General features: G+C 71.7%; 15 protein-coding genes and 1 pseudogene. 11 read left to right on the top strand and 5 right to left on the bottom strand.

Annotated features, from left to right (window positions below; translation table 11 throughout):
• The first annotated feature begins 115 nt into the window (after positions 1-115).
• The 6 genes from OG782_RS09530 to OG782_RS09505 all read left to right on the top strand — a co-directional run bounded on the left by OG782_RS09530 (position 116) and on the right by OG782_RS09505 (position 5,099).
• Entirely contained in the window at positions 116-922 is an 807-nt protein-coding gene (locus OG782_RS09530) for a metallophosphoesterase (protein ID WP_406449268.1), read from the top strand.
• Positions 923-1,039: 117 nt separating this feature from the next.
• Complete coding sequence (locus OG782_RS09525) at positions 1,040-1,489, top strand: SRPBCC family protein (RefSeq protein WP_406449266.1); 450 nt, start codon at positions 1,040-1,042, stop codon at positions 1,487-1,489.
• Between the two features lie 4 nt (positions 1,490-1,493).
• Positions 1,494-2,714 carry an ArsA family ATPase gene (locus OG782_RS09520; RefSeq protein ID WP_406449264.1) on the top strand — a complete coding sequence of 407 codons (1,221 nt, stop codon included), beginning with the start codon at positions 1,494-1,496 and terminating at the stop codon, positions 2,712-2,714.
• An 83-nt stretch (positions 2,715-2,797) separates the two neighbouring features.
• Positions 2,798-3,256: a DUF5304 domain-containing protein gene (locus OG782_RS09515; protein ID WP_406449262.1), complete on the top strand. Its 459-nt coding sequence runs from the start codon at positions 2,798-2,800 to the stop codon at positions 3,254-3,256.
• Positions 3,257-3,329: 73 nt separating this feature from the next.
• The gene (locus tag OG782_RS09510) at positions 3,330-4,271 is read left to right on the top strand and encodes an ROK family glucokinase (protein WP_406449260.1); all 942 of its coding nucleotides are present in this window, start codon (positions 3,330-3,332) and stop codon (positions 4,269-4,271) included.
• A gap of 78 nt (positions 4,272-4,349) precedes the next feature.
• Positions 4,350-5,099, top strand: a complete 750-nt coding sequence (locus OG782_RS09505) for an endonuclease/exonuclease/phosphatase family protein (protein ID WP_406449258.1) — start codon at positions 4,350-4,352, stop codon at positions 5,097-5,099.
• A gap of 26 nt (positions 5,100-5,125) precedes the next feature.
• Here the strand turns inward: OG782_RS09505 and OG782_RS09500 are convergent, their stop codons facing one another.
• The gene (locus tag OG782_RS09500) at positions 5,126-5,800 is read right to left on the bottom strand and encodes a hypothetical protein (protein WP_406449256.1); all 675 of its coding nucleotides are present in this window, start codon (positions 5,798-5,800) and stop codon (positions 5,126-5,128) included.
• Positions 5,793-6,572: an alpha/beta hydrolase gene (locus OG782_RS09495; protein ID WP_406449254.1), complete on the bottom strand. Its 780-nt coding sequence runs from the start codon at positions 6,570-6,572 to the stop codon at positions 5,793-5,795. Before OG782_RS09495 ends, OG782_RS09500 begins: the two co-directional genes overlap by 8 nt.
• Before the next feature lie 196 nt (positions 6,573-6,768).
• Between OG782_RS09495 and OG782_RS09490 the strand changes: the two genes are divergently transcribed.
• The 5 genes and pseudogenes from OG782_RS09490 to OG782_RS09470 all read left to right on the top strand — a co-directional run bounded on the left by OG782_RS09490 (position 6,769) and on the right by OG782_RS09470 (position 10,754).
• A complete protein-coding gene (locus OG782_RS09490) occupies positions 6,769-7,539 on the top strand; it encodes a lysophospholipid acyltransferase family protein (RefSeq protein WP_406449252.1) in 771 nt (256 codons plus the stop codon).
• Positions 7,540-7,576: 37 nt separating this feature from the next.
• A complete protein-coding gene (gene macS, locus OG782_RS09485) occupies positions 7,577-8,800 on the top strand; it encodes a MacS family sensor histidine kinase (RefSeq protein WP_406449250.1) in 1,224 nt (407 codons plus the stop codon).
• A complete protein-coding gene (locus OG782_RS09480) occupies positions 8,797-9,492 on the top strand; it encodes a response regulator (protein WP_406449248.1) in 696 nt (231 codons plus the stop codon). Before macS ends, OG782_RS09480 begins: the two co-directional genes overlap by 4 nt.
• A gap of 16 nt (positions 9,493-9,508) precedes the next feature.
• Positions 9,509-9,628, top strand: a pseudogene (locus tag OG782_RS09475) (6-phosphofructokinase); the annotation flags it as partial.
• 121 nt (positions 9,629-9,749) lie between these two features.
• Positions 9,750-10,754 carry a 2-hydroxyacid dehydrogenase gene (locus OG782_RS09470; protein ID WP_406449246.1) on the top strand — a complete coding sequence of 335 codons (1,005 nt, stop codon included), beginning with the start codon at positions 9,750-9,752 and terminating at the stop codon, positions 10,752-10,754.
• Between the two features lie 35 nt (positions 10,755-10,789).
• On the opposite strand, the gene OG782_RS09465 is transcribed toward OG782_RS09470, so the two are convergent.
• From OG782_RS09465 to OG782_RS09455, 3 genes are all read right to left on the bottom strand, one after another.
• Complete coding sequence (locus OG782_RS09465) at positions 10,790-12,658, bottom strand: anthranilate synthase family protein (protein ID WP_406458957.1); 1,869 nt, start codon at positions 12,656-12,658, stop codon at positions 10,790-10,792.
• A 124-nt stretch (positions 12,659-12,782) separates the two neighbouring features.
• Positions 12,783-12,839 (bottom strand): trp operon leader peptide, encoded by a 57-nt coding sequence (locus tag OG782_RS09460; protein WP_073735655.1) that lies wholly within the window; start codon positions 12,837-12,839, stop codon positions 12,783-12,785.
• 81 nt (positions 12,840-12,920) lie between these two features.
• A complete protein-coding gene (locus OG782_RS09455; protein WP_406449244.1) occupies positions 12,921-15,668 on the bottom strand; it encodes an N-acetylmuramoyl-L-alanine amidase in 2,748 nt (915 codons plus the stop codon).
• Positions 15,669-15,841 lie beyond the last annotated feature (173 nt).

Below are 15,841 nucleotides of genomic sequence, written 5' to 3'. Positions count from 1 at the left end.
TCACACATATCGGTGGTCCTCATCCGCACAGTAGTGCACCCAGGCCCGCTCATGGAGGTAACCGCAGGTCCGGGGCCTCTACCCAGGTGGACGCCATGGTTCTAGGGTGATCTTCATGCCAGCCGGAACGAACAGCCGGGGGGCCGCCCCCCGGCGGCGCACCCGTATCCACGTGGTCAGTGACGTGCACGGCAACACCGAGGCCCTGGCCCGCGCCGGGGACGGCGCCGACGCCCTCGTCTGCCTGGGTGACCTGGTGCTCTTCCTCGATTACGCGGACCATTCCCGCGGCATCTTCCCCGACCTGTTCGGTGTGGAGAACGCCGACCGGATCGTCGCCCTGCGCACCGCACGCCGCTTCGAGGAGGCCCGGGACTTCGGCCGGGAGCTGTGGGCGGGCATGGACCGCAACGCGGCGATCACCGGAGCGGTACGCAAGCAGTACGCCGAGATGTTCGCCGCGCTGCCCACCCCGACGTACGCGACCTACGGCAACGTCGACATCCCCGGCCTGTGGCCCGAGTACGTCCGCCCCGGCACCACCGTCCTGGACGGCGAGCGTGTCGAGATCGGCGGCCGCGTCCTCGGCTTCGTCGGCGGCGGCCTGCAGAGCCCGATGCGCACCCCGTACGAGATCAGTGACGAGGAGTACGCGGCGAAGATCGAGGCGGTCGGCCCGGTCGACGTGCTCTGCACCCATATCCCGCCCGATGTCCCCGAGCTGACGTACGACACCGTGGCGCGCCGCTTCGAGCGCGGCAGCCGCGCCCTGCTCGACGCCATCCGCCGCACCCGCCCCCGCTACTCGGTGTTCGGTCACGTCCACCAGCCCCTGGTCCGCCGGATGCGGATCGGCGCCACCGAGTGCGTCAACGTCGGCCACTTCGCCTCGACCGGCCGGCCGTGGGCCCTGGAGTGGTGACCGCACCCCCCGCCGCTCCCGGCCGGGCCCTGGGACAAGGCGCCGCGCACACGCGATAGCCTTCTGGCGGCAGGCCTCTGCCGACCGACCGGCACACCGCACTGGAGGGCCACAGCGATGGCTGAACACACCAGCTCGAGCATCACGATCGAGGCGGCGCCGGCCGACGTCATGGGTGTGATCGCCGACTTCGACCGCTATCCGGAATGGACCGGCGAGGTCAAGGAGGCCGAGGTGCTCGGCACCGACGGCCAGGGCCGCGCCGAGAAGGTCCGCCTCGTCCTGGACGCCGGTGCGATCAAGGACGACCACACCCTCGCGTACACCTGGATCGGCGACTACGAGGTCAGCTGGACCCTGGTCAAGTCCCAGATGCTGCGCGCCATCGACGGCTCCTACGCCCTGGCGCCGCTCGGCGACGGCGACCGTACCGAGGTCACCTACCGGCTGACCGTCGACGTCAAGATCCCGATGCTCGGCATGATCAAGCGCAAGGCCGAGAAGGTCATCATCGACCGCGCCCTGGCCGGTCTGAAGAAGCGCGTCGAGTCCGTCCCGAAGGGCTGAACCGGTGCGTACGGTCCTGGTCACCGGGCTCGGCGGCGCCGGCCGTACCACCGTCGCGGCGGCCACCGCGCTGGCCGGGGCCCGGCAGGGCTCACGCACCCTGCTGATCTCCGCCGACGCCGTACCCGGCTTCCCCCCGGCCACCGAGCCCACCCGGGTCACCGGTGAGCTGTGGTCCGTACGCATCGACTCGGGCGAGCACTTCCGCAGCGAACTGCTGTCCCTCCAGGACCAGTTGTCCGGCATGCTCGATCTGCTCGGCGGCAACCGGCTGGACGGCGAGGAGCTCACCGAGCTCCCCGGCAGCACCGAATTCGCCCTGCTGCACTCCCTGCGCCGCGCCGCCCACGGCGACTGGTCCGGCGCCGGCTACGACCTCCTCGTCGTCGACCTGCCGCCGCTGCGCGAAGCCCTCGCCCTGCTGGCCCTGCCCGGACAGCTGCGCCGCTACCTGCGCCGGCTGCTGCCCCAGGAACGCCAGGCCGCCCGCGCCCTGCGCCCGATGCTCGCCCAGCTGGCCGGGGTGCCCATGCCCGCCCAGTGGCTGTACGAGGCCGCCGCCCGCCGCGACGCCGAGCTGGCCGGGGTCCAGGCGCTGATCGAGGACCGCGCCACCACACTCCGCCTCGTCGCCGAACCGGGCCCGGCCGCCGAGGACGCCCTGCGCACCGCCCGGACCGGACTCGCCCTGCACGGGCTGCGCGTCGACGCCCTGGTGGCCAACCGGGTGCTGCCGCGGCACTCGTCGGACCCGTGGTTCGCCGGCCTCGCCGCGCAGCAGGACAAGTGCCTGGGCCACTGGCGCGAGGAGTGGGCCGCCGGCGATCCGCCGGTGCAGGTGCCGCACCTCGGCCGTGACCCGCAGGGCCCCGACGACCTCACCGCCCTCACCGGCGCGGACGACGTGCTGGCGGTGCCGGTGGACGGCCGGGACGGCGGCCGCGCCGAGGACCCCTGGTGGATCGAGGAGGCGGGCGCCCCGGACGGCACGGACAGCGCCGACGGGATACTCGTCTGGTGCCTGCGGCTGCCCGGCGCCGTCAAGAAGGACCTCCACCTGGTGCGCCGAGGCAACGAACTGCTCCTGACCGTCGGCCCGTTCCACCGCATCGTGCCCCTGGAGTCCGCGCTGCGCCGCTGCACCGTCTCCGGCGCCGCCCTCACGGACGGGGTGCTGCGCGTCCGGTTCACCCCGGACCCCGCGCTGTGGCCCAGGACGAGCTGAACGGCCTACCACCGTTCGGGTAACGTCGGTAGTACGTGTCCGGTATGCCGGACCGCCGGCCATCCACGTCGCAGGAGTCCGCCATGAGCGAAGCCACCGATCGTCCCGTCGACGACGACGCGTGGGCGCAGGCCTGCGCCGAGGACCTCGCCGCCGAGAAGGCCCGCCGCCGTGCCGAGTACGGCCCGCCGCCCGGCTCCGCGGCCGAGGAGCTGCGCAAGCTGGTCGACGCCGTGGCCGACAAGCTCGGGTCGCTCCAGACGCCGCTGCTCGGCGCTGCGGCCCAGGGCGCCGTGCAGCAGGTCATCAGGCAGGCGAAGTCCGCCGTCGAGCCCGTCATCGAACGCAATCCAGAGGTTTTCGACCACATCGCCGCGGCCGGCAGCGAGCTTCTCGCCGCCTATCGCTCCGCGGTCGAGGGTCAGGAGCGCCGCTGGACCCAGGGTGCGGGGGATCCCGCAGGCGCGGAAAAGAAGGCGGACGACCCCACCGACCCCCGTGACGAGGGGCCGGCCGCCGGCGAACACATCGACCTGGACTGACCGGCGCCGCCTGGGCGGGGTCCGTCCTCGGGTACGGTTGCCTCAGCGGGGCTCGACCGGAACTGAGGGATTCATGGGACTCACCATCGGCGTCGATATCGGCGGCACGAAGATCGCAGCTGGAGTGGTCGACGAAGAGGGCCACATCCTCTCGACCTTCAAGGTGCCGACCCCGCCGACGGCCGAAGCCATCGTGGACGCGATCGCGGCGGCGGTGTCCGGCGCGAGCGAGGGGCACCCGGTCGAGGCGGTCGGCATCGGCGCGGCCGGATATGTCGACGACAAGCGTGCCACGGTGCTGTTCGCGCCGAACATCAACTGGCGGCACGAGCCGCTGAAGGACAAGGTCGAGCAGCGCGTCGGCCTTCCCGTGGTCGTGGAGAACGACGCCAACGCGGCGGCCTGGGGCGAGTACCGCTTCGGTGCCGGCCAGGGCCACGAGGACGTCATCTGCATCACGCTCGGCACAGGCCTCGGCGGCGGCATCATCATCGGCAACAAGCTGCGCCGCGGACGCTTCGGCGTGGCCGCCGAGTTCGGCCACATCCGGGTCGTCCCGGACGGTCTGCTCTGCGGCTGCGGCAGCCAGGGCTGCTGGGAGCAGTACGCCTCCGGGCGCGCGCTCGTCCGCTACGCGAAGCAGCGGGCCAACGCCACCCCCGAGAACGCCACGATCCTGCTGTCGCTCGGCGACGGCACGGTCGAGGGCATCGAGGGCAAGCACATCAGTGAGGCCGCCCGGCAGGGCTGCCCGGTGGCCGTCGACTCCTTCCGCGAGCTGGCCCGCTGGGCCGGCGCCGGACTGGCCGACCTCGCCTCGCTCTTCGACCCGTCCGCCTTCATCGTCGGCGGCGGCGTGTCGGACGAGGGCGAACTGGTCCTGGACCCGATCCGCAAGTCGTTCCGGCGCTGGCTGATCGGCGGCGAGTGGCGCCCGCACGCCCAGGTGCTCGCGGCCCAACTGGGCGGCAAGGCAGGGCTGGTGGGTGCGGCGGACCTGGCCCGGCAGGGCTGACCCCGCCGGACACGGACAAGCCGGACGCCCGTCGCGCCCCCTCGGGGAGCGGCGGGCGTCCGCCGTATCGTGAACTCCATGGCCACGATGTCGCTGCCCGACTCCCGTACCGAACCGGACGGCTCGGCCGTCATCAGAGTGCTCAGCTACAACATCCGGTCGATGCGGGACGACTGCCCGGCGCTGGCCCGCGTCATCCGCGCCTGCGCCCCCGATCTGGTCCTCGTCCAGGAGGCCCCGCGCTTCTTCCGCTGGCGCAAGTACGCCGCCCGGCTCGCCGCCCGCACCGACCTGGTGGTCCTCGGCGGCGGAGCCACCGCGGCCGGACCCCTGCTGCTCTGCTCGCTGCGCGCCTCGGTGGAGCGCACCGAGGACATCCTGCTGCCGCTCGCCCCGGGCCGGCACCGCAGGGGGTTCGCCACCGCCGTGGTCCGGATCGCGGGCACCCGGATCGGGGTACTGAGCTGCCATCTGAGCCTGCACCGCCAGGAACGCCTGGCCCAGGCCGAGCGCCTGCTGGAGACGGTGGACGCGATGGGCGTGGAGCATGTGGTCGTCGCCGGTGACCTCAACGACGTACCGGACGGGCCTGCCTTCCGGCGCCTGGCCGGGCGGCTCCAGGACTGCTGGGCGCTGCGCCCCAGGGGCGGCGAGCACACCTTTCCGCAGCGCGATCCGGACAAGAGGATCGACGCGGTCTTCGCGACGTCCGGGATCGAGGTGCTCGGCTGCGGTGTGCCGTCCGGGCTGCCCGGCGTCACCGAGGCCGATCTGCTGGCCGCGACCGATCACCTGCCGGTGCTGGCCGCGCTCCGGGTGCCCGCCTGACCGGCGGGCACCACGCTGCGGACCTTTCAGACCACCGCGCCGCGGCCGGGGTCGTCGCCGTCCTCGTCGTCGTGTTCCATACGCGCCACCAGCGTCACGAAACCGCCCAGGAAGCCGCCGACGCAGACCGTCGTCAGCCACCAGGTCATCTCCCACCGGAGCAGCACCGCGAGCAGCAGCAGGACCGGGCCGCCGATCACCGCCAGCCAGGCGAACTTCGCCGTGACATCGGCCTCCGGCAACGGCGGCGGCTCCGGCGGTACGAAGTGTCCCTCCGGGCTGTCGTCCTCGTCGTCGATGCCGCCATCGGCGGACTCGGCCGGCTCGTAGTCGCGCGGGCCACCGACCCCGGGGGCGAAGACCACCGAGCTGCCGAGCGGCTTCTCCGGCGGCCTGGGCGGCCGTTTGCCGATGCCCTTGTCCTGGTCCAGGGCGGCCGGTCCGTCCTCCGGCAGGGCCAGATCCTCTATGGACCGGAACGGCCTGGCGCCCGGCGGGTCCGGCGGCTCCTCGCCGTACCCGGCGACGATCGCCTGCCAGACGGCGTCCTCGTCGACCGGGGGCTCCCCGTCGCCGGCCGGCGCGGCGCCCGGGACATCGGGCGCCGGCGCACCACCGTCGTCGGGGACGGCAGCCCCCTCCGCGGGGAGCGGCTCGCGCTCCTCCTCGCTGCCCGCGCGCTCCGCGTCGTGCTCAGCCACCGGACGTGCTCCCCTTCTTCCCGACACTCGGAGCGAGGCGGCCGATGAACGCATAGCTCTCGTCGAAAATCCGCTCCGCATCGTGGTCCAACGTCGCGACGTGGTAGCTCTGTTCCAGCAGGATCTCCTCGACGTCCGTCGAGGACACCCGGCTCAGGATCCGGGCGGAGTCGGCGGGCGGCACGACATGGTCCTGCGGGCTGTGCAGCAGCAGGAGCGGCTGGGTCACCTGGGGCAGTTCGCCGTCGACCAGCCGGAAGAAATTGCGGCACGAATGGGCCGCGTGCAGCGGCACCCGGTCGTAGCCCACCTCGTCGGAGCCCGCCAGGGCGATATCGCTGGCCAGTCCCTTCGTCGTGGGAACCAGGTGGCGCAGGACCGGCAGCGCGTACGCCGCGAGGCCGTGCACCTTGTTGGCCGGGTTGACGAGCACCAGACCCCGGATCGCGTCACCGTGCTTCGCCGCGAGCCGCAGCGACAGCGCGCCGCCCATCGAGAGGCCGAAGACGAAGACCTGCTCGCACCGCTCCAGCAGCGCCCGCAGCTCCCGGTCCACCTCGGCGTACCAGTCCTGCCAGCCGGTCACCTGCATGTCCTGCCAGCGGGTGCCGTGCCCGGGCAGCAGCGGCAGCGAGACCGTCAGCCCGCGCTCCGCCAGGTAGTCGGCCCAGGGGCGCAGCGACTGAGGGGAACCGGTGAATCCGTGACAGAGGAGGACGCCGACCTCTCCGCCCTCGTGGCGGAACGGCTCGGCTCCAGGAAGGACCGGCACCGGGGTCTCCTGTTCGTGAGGCTCGAAGGGGAGCGAAAGGGGGGAGTGCAGAAGGATTACTTCACCGTACGCGACCGGGCCGACACCGACCAGGGCCGTCACCGGCCGGGGCCGCGGACGCCCTGCCCGTGCCGGGCGGGAGCGCGGGCCGCGGCACGGGTTAAGGTCTCTCGACAGCACACAGGAGGCACCCGAGTTGATCTACGGCGCTATGAAGTTCTCCATCGGCGGGTCTCTGAAGCTCGCCTTCAGGCCGTGGGTGGAGGGCCTGGAGAACATCCCCGAGCAGGGGCCCGCGATCCTCGCCAGCAACCATCTGTCGTTCTCCGACTCCTTCTTCCTGCCCGCCGTCCTGGACCGCAAGGTCACCTTCATCGCCAAGTCCGAGTACTTCACCGCGCCCGGCGTCAAGGGCAAGCTCACCGCCGCCTTCTTCAAGGGTGTCGGCCAGCTCCCGGTGGACCGCTCGGGCGCCCGCGGTGCCGGTGAGGCGGCGATCAAGGCCGGCATCGAGGTCATCGAGAGCGGCGGCCTCTTCGGGATCTACCCGGAGGGCACCCGCTCGCCCGACGGCCGTCTCTACCGCGGCAAGCCCGGCGGGCTCGCCCGGGTGGCGCTCGCCACCGGGGCCCCCGTCATCCCCGTCGCGATGATCGACACGGAGAAGATCCAGCCGCCCGGCCAGGTCGTGCCCAGGCTGATGCGCCCGGGGATCAGGATCGGCAAGCCGCTCGACTTCAGCCGCTACCACGGCATGGAGGGCGACCGCTTCATCCTGCGCTCGGTCACCGACGAGGTGATGTACGAGATCATGAAGCTCTCCGGCCAGGAGTACGTCGACATCTACGCGACCGCCGCCAAGCGGCAGATCGCCGACGAGGCGAAGCGGCAGGCGGACGCAGCCAAGCAGGCGGCGCCCGGCGGGCCGGACGGACCGGATACGGACACGGACCGCGCCGGCGCCTGAGCGCACGGCGGTCCGACGGGGGCGGGGGAGCAGCACGATGGCCAAGCGTGTGCGGGTCGTACGGATGTCGGTCGAGCAGCCGCTGTGGCGTGCCCTGACCGCGTACCGCATCCTCACGATGCTCTACGCGATCCTGCTCGCCGTCTTCGGACGCGACAAGTACGACCGGCCGTGGGTGGCCATCGCCTTCCTGACGGTCATGGCCCTCTGGACGCTCGCCACCCTGCCGAAGGTCGCGGGCGCCGTGGCCTGCACCAAGCGTTTCCTGGGCGCCGACCTCGCCCTCGCGCTCATCGGCATCCTCATCACCCCGCTCGCCGACTTCCAGGCCCAGCACGTCGACGGCCCGACCCTGCCGTCCATCTGGACCGCCGGTTCGGTCCTGGCCTACGCGATCAAGGGCGGCTGGCGGTGGGCGGCCTTCGCCTCCAGCTTCGTCGCCGTCGCCAACCTGATCGAGCGCGGCGAACCCAGCCGCGACACCCTGCACAACGTGCTGCTGGTCTGGGTCGCCTCCATCGCCATCGGGTACGTCGTCGAGGTCGCCCGCGCCAGTGAGCGCACCCTCGCCCGCGCCCTGGAGATCGAGGCCGCCACCCGGGAGCGGGAGCGCCTGGCCCGCGACATCCACGACAGCGTGCTCCAGGTCCTCGCGATGGTGCAGCGCCGCGGCACGGCGATCGGCGGCGAGGCGGCCGAGCTGGGCCGGATGGCCGGGGAGCAGGAGGTCGCCCTGCGCACCCTGGTCTCCAGCGGTCTGGTGCCCCCCACCCGGGTCTCCGAGGACGCGTCCGAGGGCGCCGTCGTGCGGACCGTCGAGACCGACGACGAGGCGGGGGCCCCGGCCGAGACCGATCTGCGCGCGCTGCTCGCCCCGCACGCGGGATCCCGGGTCAGCTTCGCGGAGCCCGGCGCTCCGGTGCTGCTCGCACCGGCGGCGGCCGCGGAGCTGGCCGCCGCCACCGGCGCCGCCCTGGATAATGTCCGGGTGCACGCGGGGGAGGGCGCCCAGGCCTGGATCCTGGTCGAGGACTGGCCGGACGAGGTGATCGTGACGGTCCGGGACGACGGTCCCGGCATCCCGGAGGGGCGGCTCGCCCAGGCCGAGGGCGAGGGGCGCCTCGGCGTCGCCCTGTCGATCCGCGGGCGGCTGCGCGACCTGGGTGGCACGGCCGAGCTGATCTCGGTACCCGGCCAGGGCACCGAGGTCGAATTGAAGGTTCCGAAGATGTCACGGGGGAAGGCGGGTTCAGTCCGATGAGCGCGGTACACGAAGAGGGCGCCGCACAGCAGCGGCCCATCAGGGTGATGGTGGTCGACGACCACCCGATGTGGCGCGACGCCGTCGCCCGCGATCTGGCCGAGTCCGGCTTCGACGTGGTGGCGACCGCGGGCGACGGCCCGCAGGCGGTCCGCCGGGCCGGGGCCGTCACCCCCGACGTCCTCGTCCTCGACCTCAATCTGCCGGGGATGCCGGGCGTCCAGGTCTGCAAGGAACTCGTCGGCGCACAGCCCGGACTGCGGGTCCTGGTGCTCTCCGCGAGCGGTGAGCACGCCGACGTACTGGAGGCGGTCAAGTCCGGCGCCACCGGCTATCTGCTGAAGTCGGCCAGTACCCAGGAGCTGACCGAGGCCGTCCGCAGCACCGCGGTCGGCGACCCGGTCTTCACCCCCGGCCTCGCCGGACTCGTGCTCGGCGAGTACCGCAGGCTGGCCTCCGATCCCGCACCCGTCGCCTCCGACGAGCCCAAGGCCCCGGAGCTCACCGACCGGGAGACCGAGGTCCTGCGCCTGGTGGCCAAGGGACTCTCGTACAAGCAGATCGCCGAACGGCTCGTCATCTCGCACCGGACCGTCCAGAACCACGTCCAGAACACCCTGGGCAAGCTTCAGTTGCACAACCGCGTGGAGCTCGTCCGGTACGCCATCGAGCGCGGCCTGGACGACATCTGAGATCAATTCCCGCATCGGGAAGATGGTCGCCCCGCACGGCACGGACATCGTGCGGGTGCCGGTCGCGGAGGCGACCGCCCGGCTCAGGACGGTGGATCCGGCGCTGTACGCGGAGGCGGGGGTCTTCTTCGGCTGAGCGGCGCACCGAGGAGTCCGGCCGTATATTCGCGATGACCGGCCCCGCAGGGCCCGCACCCTCCGCACCCCGGTGCACGGGCGGGCCCCGCACCTCGCCCGCATCAGTCACAGGAGACGTCGTGGAAATCCTGGCATTCGGTGTGCAGTCCGACGAGAAGCCGCTGATCGAGAAGGCCTTCGCCGGGAAGCACGAGGTGCGCTGTCTGGACGTCTTCCTGAACCAGGACACCGCACCCATCGCGGCGGGCTACGAGATCATCTCCACCAGCGTCAACGCCGATCTGGGCGGCAAGGTCCTGCAGACCCTCGCGGCCGGCGGCACCCAGATGATCGCCCAGCGCTCGACCGGCTTCAACAACATCGATCTGGACGTCGCCGAGCGCCTCGCCCTGCGGGTCGCCCGGGTCTCCTGGTACTCGCCCTACTCCGTCGCCGAATTCGCCTGGACCCTCGCCATGGCGGTCAACCGCCGTGTCGTGCGTGCCACGATCCGTACCCGGGACTTCGACTTCCGGCTCGACGGCCTGCTCGGCCGGGACATGCACGGCCGCACGGCCGGCATCATCGGCACCGGCAAGATCGGCGAGGCGTTCACCCGGATCGCCCATGGCTTCGGCATGAATCTGCTCGGCTGGGACGTCGCCGAGAACCCGGCCTGCGTCGAGCTCGGGATGCGGTACGTCGACAAGGAGCAGCTCCTCGCCGAGTCCGACCTGATCAGCCTGCACGTGCCGCTGCTGCCCTCGACCCACCACATCATCGGCAAGGACGCCCTGGCCCACATGAAGGACGACGCGATCCTGATCAACTCCAGCCGCGGCGGACTCATCGACACCTCGGCCCTGGTCGGGGAGTTGCGGGCGGGCCGGCTCCTGGGCGTGGGACTCGACGTGTACGAGGCGGAGGCCGGGCTCTTCTTCCTCGACAAGTCCCTGGAGGGCGTCGACGACGACACCCTGGCCCGCCTCGTCACCTTCCCGAACGTCCTCGTCACCTCGCACCAGGCGTACTACACCGAGGACGCGCTGGGCCAGATCATCGGGGCCACCGTCCAGAACGTCGACGACTACCTGGCCGGCCGCCGCAGCGACAACGTCCTGGTCCCGGCGACGGCCGGGTCCTGAGCGGCAGCACCCAGGACCCGGAGCCTGCCGCCGCGTCAGCCGCGTACCGGAAGCCCTGCCAGGAGTTCGCCCACGATCGCCGCCCCGCGCAGCGTCAGCACCGACTCCGGGTGGAACTGCACCGACGCGAAGCCGTCCCCGCGCAGCGCGTGCAGCTCCCCGGTCGCCTCGTCCAGGCTCGTCTCGATCCCGTGCGCCGCCAGCTCGGCGACCTCGGCGTCGTCGCAGCGCGCGGTGAAGCTGTTGTAGAAGCCGACGGTCTCCGGGCGCCCGAACAGATCGATCCGGGTCTGCGCGCCCTGGTACGGCACGGTCTTGCGGACGATCTCGAGCCCCAGCTCCGCCGCGATCAGCTCATGGCCCAGGCACACTCCCAGCAGCCCGTACCGGTGGTCCCGGACCAGTTCCGAGGCCAGCGCGCGCAGCAGCCGCATCTTCGGGTCGGCCGGATCACCCGGGTTCCCCGGCCCGGGACCCAGCACGACGGGCCCCTCGTGCGCCCGCACGGCCTCGCGCAGCCCCGGCTCGTCGTAGCGGCGCACCGTGACCTCCAGCCCCGACGCGCGCAGCAGATGCCCCAGCATCGCGGTGAAGGTGTCCTCGCCGTCGACCACCAGCGCATGGCCGGACAGCTCGCCGGAGCGCTCCTGCATCCGCAGCCAGAACGGCGCCAGCCCGTCCCGCCTGGCGTCCAGCGCCGCCCGCACCCGGGGGTCGTCGGCCAGCCGCGGCCGCGCCCCCTCGGCCTCGGGACGGCCCGGCCGCACGCCCAGCGCGGCCAGCACACCGGCCGCCTTCGCATGGGTCTCGGCGACCTCGCTCTCCGGGTCGGAATGGCGCACCAGCGTCGCCCCGACCGGCACCCGCAGCTCTCCCCGGGCCGAGATGTCGGCGGTCCGGATCAGGATCGGCGAGTCCAGCGTCTGCGTACCGTCGGGCGCCTGCCGCACCAGGGCCAGTGCTCCCGCGTAGTAGCCGCGCCCGCCGGGCTCGTACCGTTCGATGACCCGGCAGGCGTTCTGCACGGGCGAGCCGGTGACCGTCGCCGCGAACATGGTCTCCTTCAGCACCTCCCGCGCATCCAGCGAGGAACGTCCGCGCAACTCGTACTCGGTGTGCGCGAGATGGGCCATCTCCTTCAGCCGAGGCCCGATCACCACCCCGCCCATGTCGCCGACGGTGCACATCATCTTGAGCTCCTCGTCGACCACCATGGAGAGCTCCTCCGTCTCCTTGCGGTCCCCGAGGAAGTCCAGCAGGCTCTCGGCGCTCGGCCCCTCGGCGGGGTAGCGGTAGGTGCCGCTGATCGGATTCATCACGACCGTCCCGCCGGACATCCGCACATGCACCTCGGGGCTCGCGCCGACCAGTGTCCGGTCCCCGGTGTTCACCACGAACGTCCAGTACGCCCCCCGCTCACCGGCCAGCAGCCGCCGGAACAGCGCCAGCGCGTCCGCCCGGCCGAAGCCGGGGATCTCGCCCCGGAAGGTCCGCCGGATGACGAAGTTCGCGCCCTCGCCCCGGCCGATCTCGTCCTCGATGACGCGCCGCACCGTCCCCGCGTACTCCTCGTCGGAGACGTCGAACGCACCGTCCTCGACCCGCACCGCGTGGCGGGGGAGCAGGTCCAGCGCCTCGTCGATCGGCATCGTGTACGTCTCGTCCGCGACCAGTACGGCCAGCGGCGTCCCGTCGTCGCGTACGTCGAAGCCGCGTTCTGCGATCTGACGGAAGGGCACCAGGGCCAGTGAGGGCTGCTCACCCACCGGGATGCCGGCGAGCCGGTCCACCTCCCGCACCCGGCCGATCAGCACCTCGGCGGTGTCGTGGTCGTGTCCCGGGGTGCGCCTGCGCAGCAGGGCGAAGGGCGGGCAGTCGTCGCCGAGGAGCCTCTGGACGATCATCTGCGGTGTCACGTGGGGTGTCATGCGGGGTGTGTTCCTTCCACTGGATTCAGCTGGGAGGAACGGCCCCTGGACATGAAAAAGGCCGCCCCTCGGGCGGCCTCTGCTCGATGTGTACGCGCAGTCAGTGGGCCGCCGGATGAGCGGTCCACCACCAGTTACGGGTCGAGTGCGCGAACATGCCCGTACCTTAGCCCACGCCGTGACACGACGGGGCCCGCTCCACCCGGCCGGTGGAACGGGCCCGCGCTCACCGCTCTGCTCAGAAGAGCAGGTTGTAGATCTGCCAGCCGGTCCCGACCTGGGACTTCTTGGCGAAGGGAGCGGTCGCGCTGCCGGTGGAGCGGTAGAACCAGAAGTTCCCGGAACCGTCCACGCCGACCAGGTCGCCCCGGCCGTCACGGTCCAGGTCGCTCGGCCCGAGCAGCAGCTTGTACGCGCCCCAGCCACTGCCGATCAGGACCCGCTTCGCATACGGGGCCGTGGCCGAGCCGGTGCCGCTGTAGCTCCACAGCGCCCCCGACTTGTCCCGGGCCACGAAGTCGGCCTTGCCGTCACCGTTCAGGTCGCCGGTGGAGACCACCGCGTCGTAGATCTGCCAGCCGGTGCCGATCTGGGCCTTGGGCGCGAAGGGCTTCGCCGGGGTGCCCGTTCCCTTGTAGAAGAAGATCGCCCCGGTGCTGTTGCGGGCGATCAGATCCGCCGTGCCGTCGCCGTCGAGGTCACGCATGCCCCACAGGCTGTTGTACTGGTTCCAGCCGCTGCCCACCTTGAGCCGGGCCAGATACGGCTTGTCCGGGTTGCCGCTGCCGCGGTAGTACCAGAGCACGCCGTCCTTGTCGCGGGCCACGATGTCGCCCGTGCCGTCGGCCCGCATCGCGGTCATCGCGGTCAGCGCCGTGTAGTTCTGCCAGCCGTAGCCCGCCTGGTAGCGGCGGTAGTACGGGGAGGAGGCGCTGCCGGTGCCCTGGTACTGCCAGACGCGCCCGGCGCTGTCCCGGGCCAGCACGTTGTAGCGGTCGGTCCCGGCATCCGGGACCGTGCTGCTCGCCTGCTGGACGTCGCTCGCCTTCACCCAGGCGATGCGGTGGTTGTAGCGGATCGGGACGTAGGTTTCCGTGCCCACGACCCGGGTCTGCGAGGAGCCGAAGTAGTCGTCTCCCAGGACGTCGTCCCCGGCCCGCACATAGGCCTGCCCGGCGGGCAGCTTGTACTTCGACAGGTAGTCGGGGTTGTCCGTCGGGGCGGTGGTACCCGTTCCGGCGTAGGCCGAGGCCTCCGGGAAGGAGCGGCCGTAGAGCCGGGCCGTGGCACCGTCCTTGAGCGTCACCACCGACGGGGCGGGGCCGGCGACGCGCGCGGTGAACTGGCCGCCCGGGTTGGAGAACCACGCCTTCTGCCCGCCGTACCAGATCGCCGTCCAGTCCCCCCGGGCCTCGGCGACGACGTACTTGCCGCCCGCGACGACCTTGTTCCCCCAGTTCGGGCCGTCCGTGGCCTTCACGTTCGGGAAGTACGGGTCGGTGAGGGTCGCCGCCGTCGTCGAGGGCGAGGTGTACAGGTAGCCGAAGTTCGTCGGCTGCTTGGCGACCGCGGAGCCCTGGTACGTCAGCGCCGGCTGGTTGGCCGTGGTGAACGGGGGCACGACCCGGACCACCTGGCCGGCCTCGACGGGCCCGCCGGCGCCGTCGGAGCCGGTCGGGGCGCCCATCAGCGACATGTAGTGGTTCCAGTCCCAGAAGGGGCCGGCGTCCCAGTGCATGCCGGCGACTTCGCCGTCCAGCGTTCCGGGTACCTCGTCGTGGCCGATGATGTGCTCACGGTCCAGCGGGATGCCGTACTTGCCCGCGAGGAACTTCACCAGGGCCGCGGAGGACTCGTACTGCGGCTCGGTGAACCACTTGCCTGCCTTGATGGCGAAGCCCTCGTGCTCCACGCCGATGGAGTGCATGTTGAGCGACCAGTTGCCCGCGTGCCACGCCAGGTTCTTGTTCTCGACCATCTGGGTGACCAGACCGTCCGAGGCGCGGATCAGGTAGTTCGTGCTCACACCCTGCGCCGAGTTCCGGAAGGTGTCCAGCGAGGTCTGGTAGTCGCCCTCGGTGTCGTGGATGACGATCTGACGGATGTCGAATCCGCCGGCGGGCCTGCTGCCCAGGCTGTAGTTGCGCGTGCCGGTCTTCGGGTCCTCGGCCGGAATGAAGTTGCAGACCAGGCTGGACGGGCACTCCGGCGTGGGGGTCGCCGTCGTGCTCGCGAACGTCGCGGCCAGGGGGAGCTTCGACGGCTTGACCGGCTCGGCCGAGGGGTCGGCGGCAAGCGTGACCTGCTGGCCGTCCGTGGTGAGCCGGCGCTCACCCGTCCTGATCGAATCGAAGACCCGCTCGGCGAAGAGACCGGCGCCCTTCGTGTCCGGCGACTGGCTGTACCGGGCCACCGCGGGATACCACTCGCCCGCGGTGTCCGGCAGCGAGTCGGTCGCCTCCCGCTGGTACTCGGCAAGCAGCGCCGCACCCGCGCGGATGCTCTGCTCCGTGCTGTTGCGGACCGATTCCGTCCCGGCGTCGATCAGCCCGGCCGCCTTGTCCAGCGTGTGGAGCCGGGGGTCGTCGGTGTCGACGGCTTCCTTCGGCAGGCTGCGCAGCGCCTTGCCGGCGTCGTACTTCCGCTCGACCTCGGGGCTGTCGCTCGCGTTGGAGTGCGCGAGACGCTCCTTGTCGTCCGGCCGGACGACGTCCTGCGGAGTCACCCGGGTGAGCCCCATGACGTTGTACGCGCCGCTGGTGCTCGGCTGGCCGTCGTGGCTCTCCCACAGCGTCTGCCGGTACGAGACCGCCATCAGCACGCTCTGCGGTACGTCGAACTCGCGCGCCGCGTTCTCGAACTGCGCCTGCAGCACGGCGGCCGCCGGTGCCGGCTTGCCGTCGGTGGCCGCAGGATCCTGCGAGGCCATCGCGAGGGTGCCGATCGTCGCGGTCGCGACGACCGCGGCGCCGGCCCCGTACAGCATCCGTCTCTTCTTGAGGTCCCTACGGTGATTCCGCTTCAAGTCCCCACCCCTGCTTGTTTACTTGTACACACTGTTCGGATCCGAAAGGCGTGAGGTTAGCAGGCCGGAATGTGGCCCCGGTCACTGACCGTGCCGAGACGTCCGTCTCAGTCGCTGAGCACCAGAAAAAGCAA

The organism is Streptomyces sp. NBC_00876, from assembly GCF_045207435.1.
Lineage (GTDB): Bacteria > Actinomycetota > Actinomycetes > Streptomycetales > Streptomycetaceae > Streptomyces.
The sequence above is the reverse complement of the archived record's forward strand: the minus strand, read 5'-3'. Positions and strand labels throughout refer to the sequence as shown.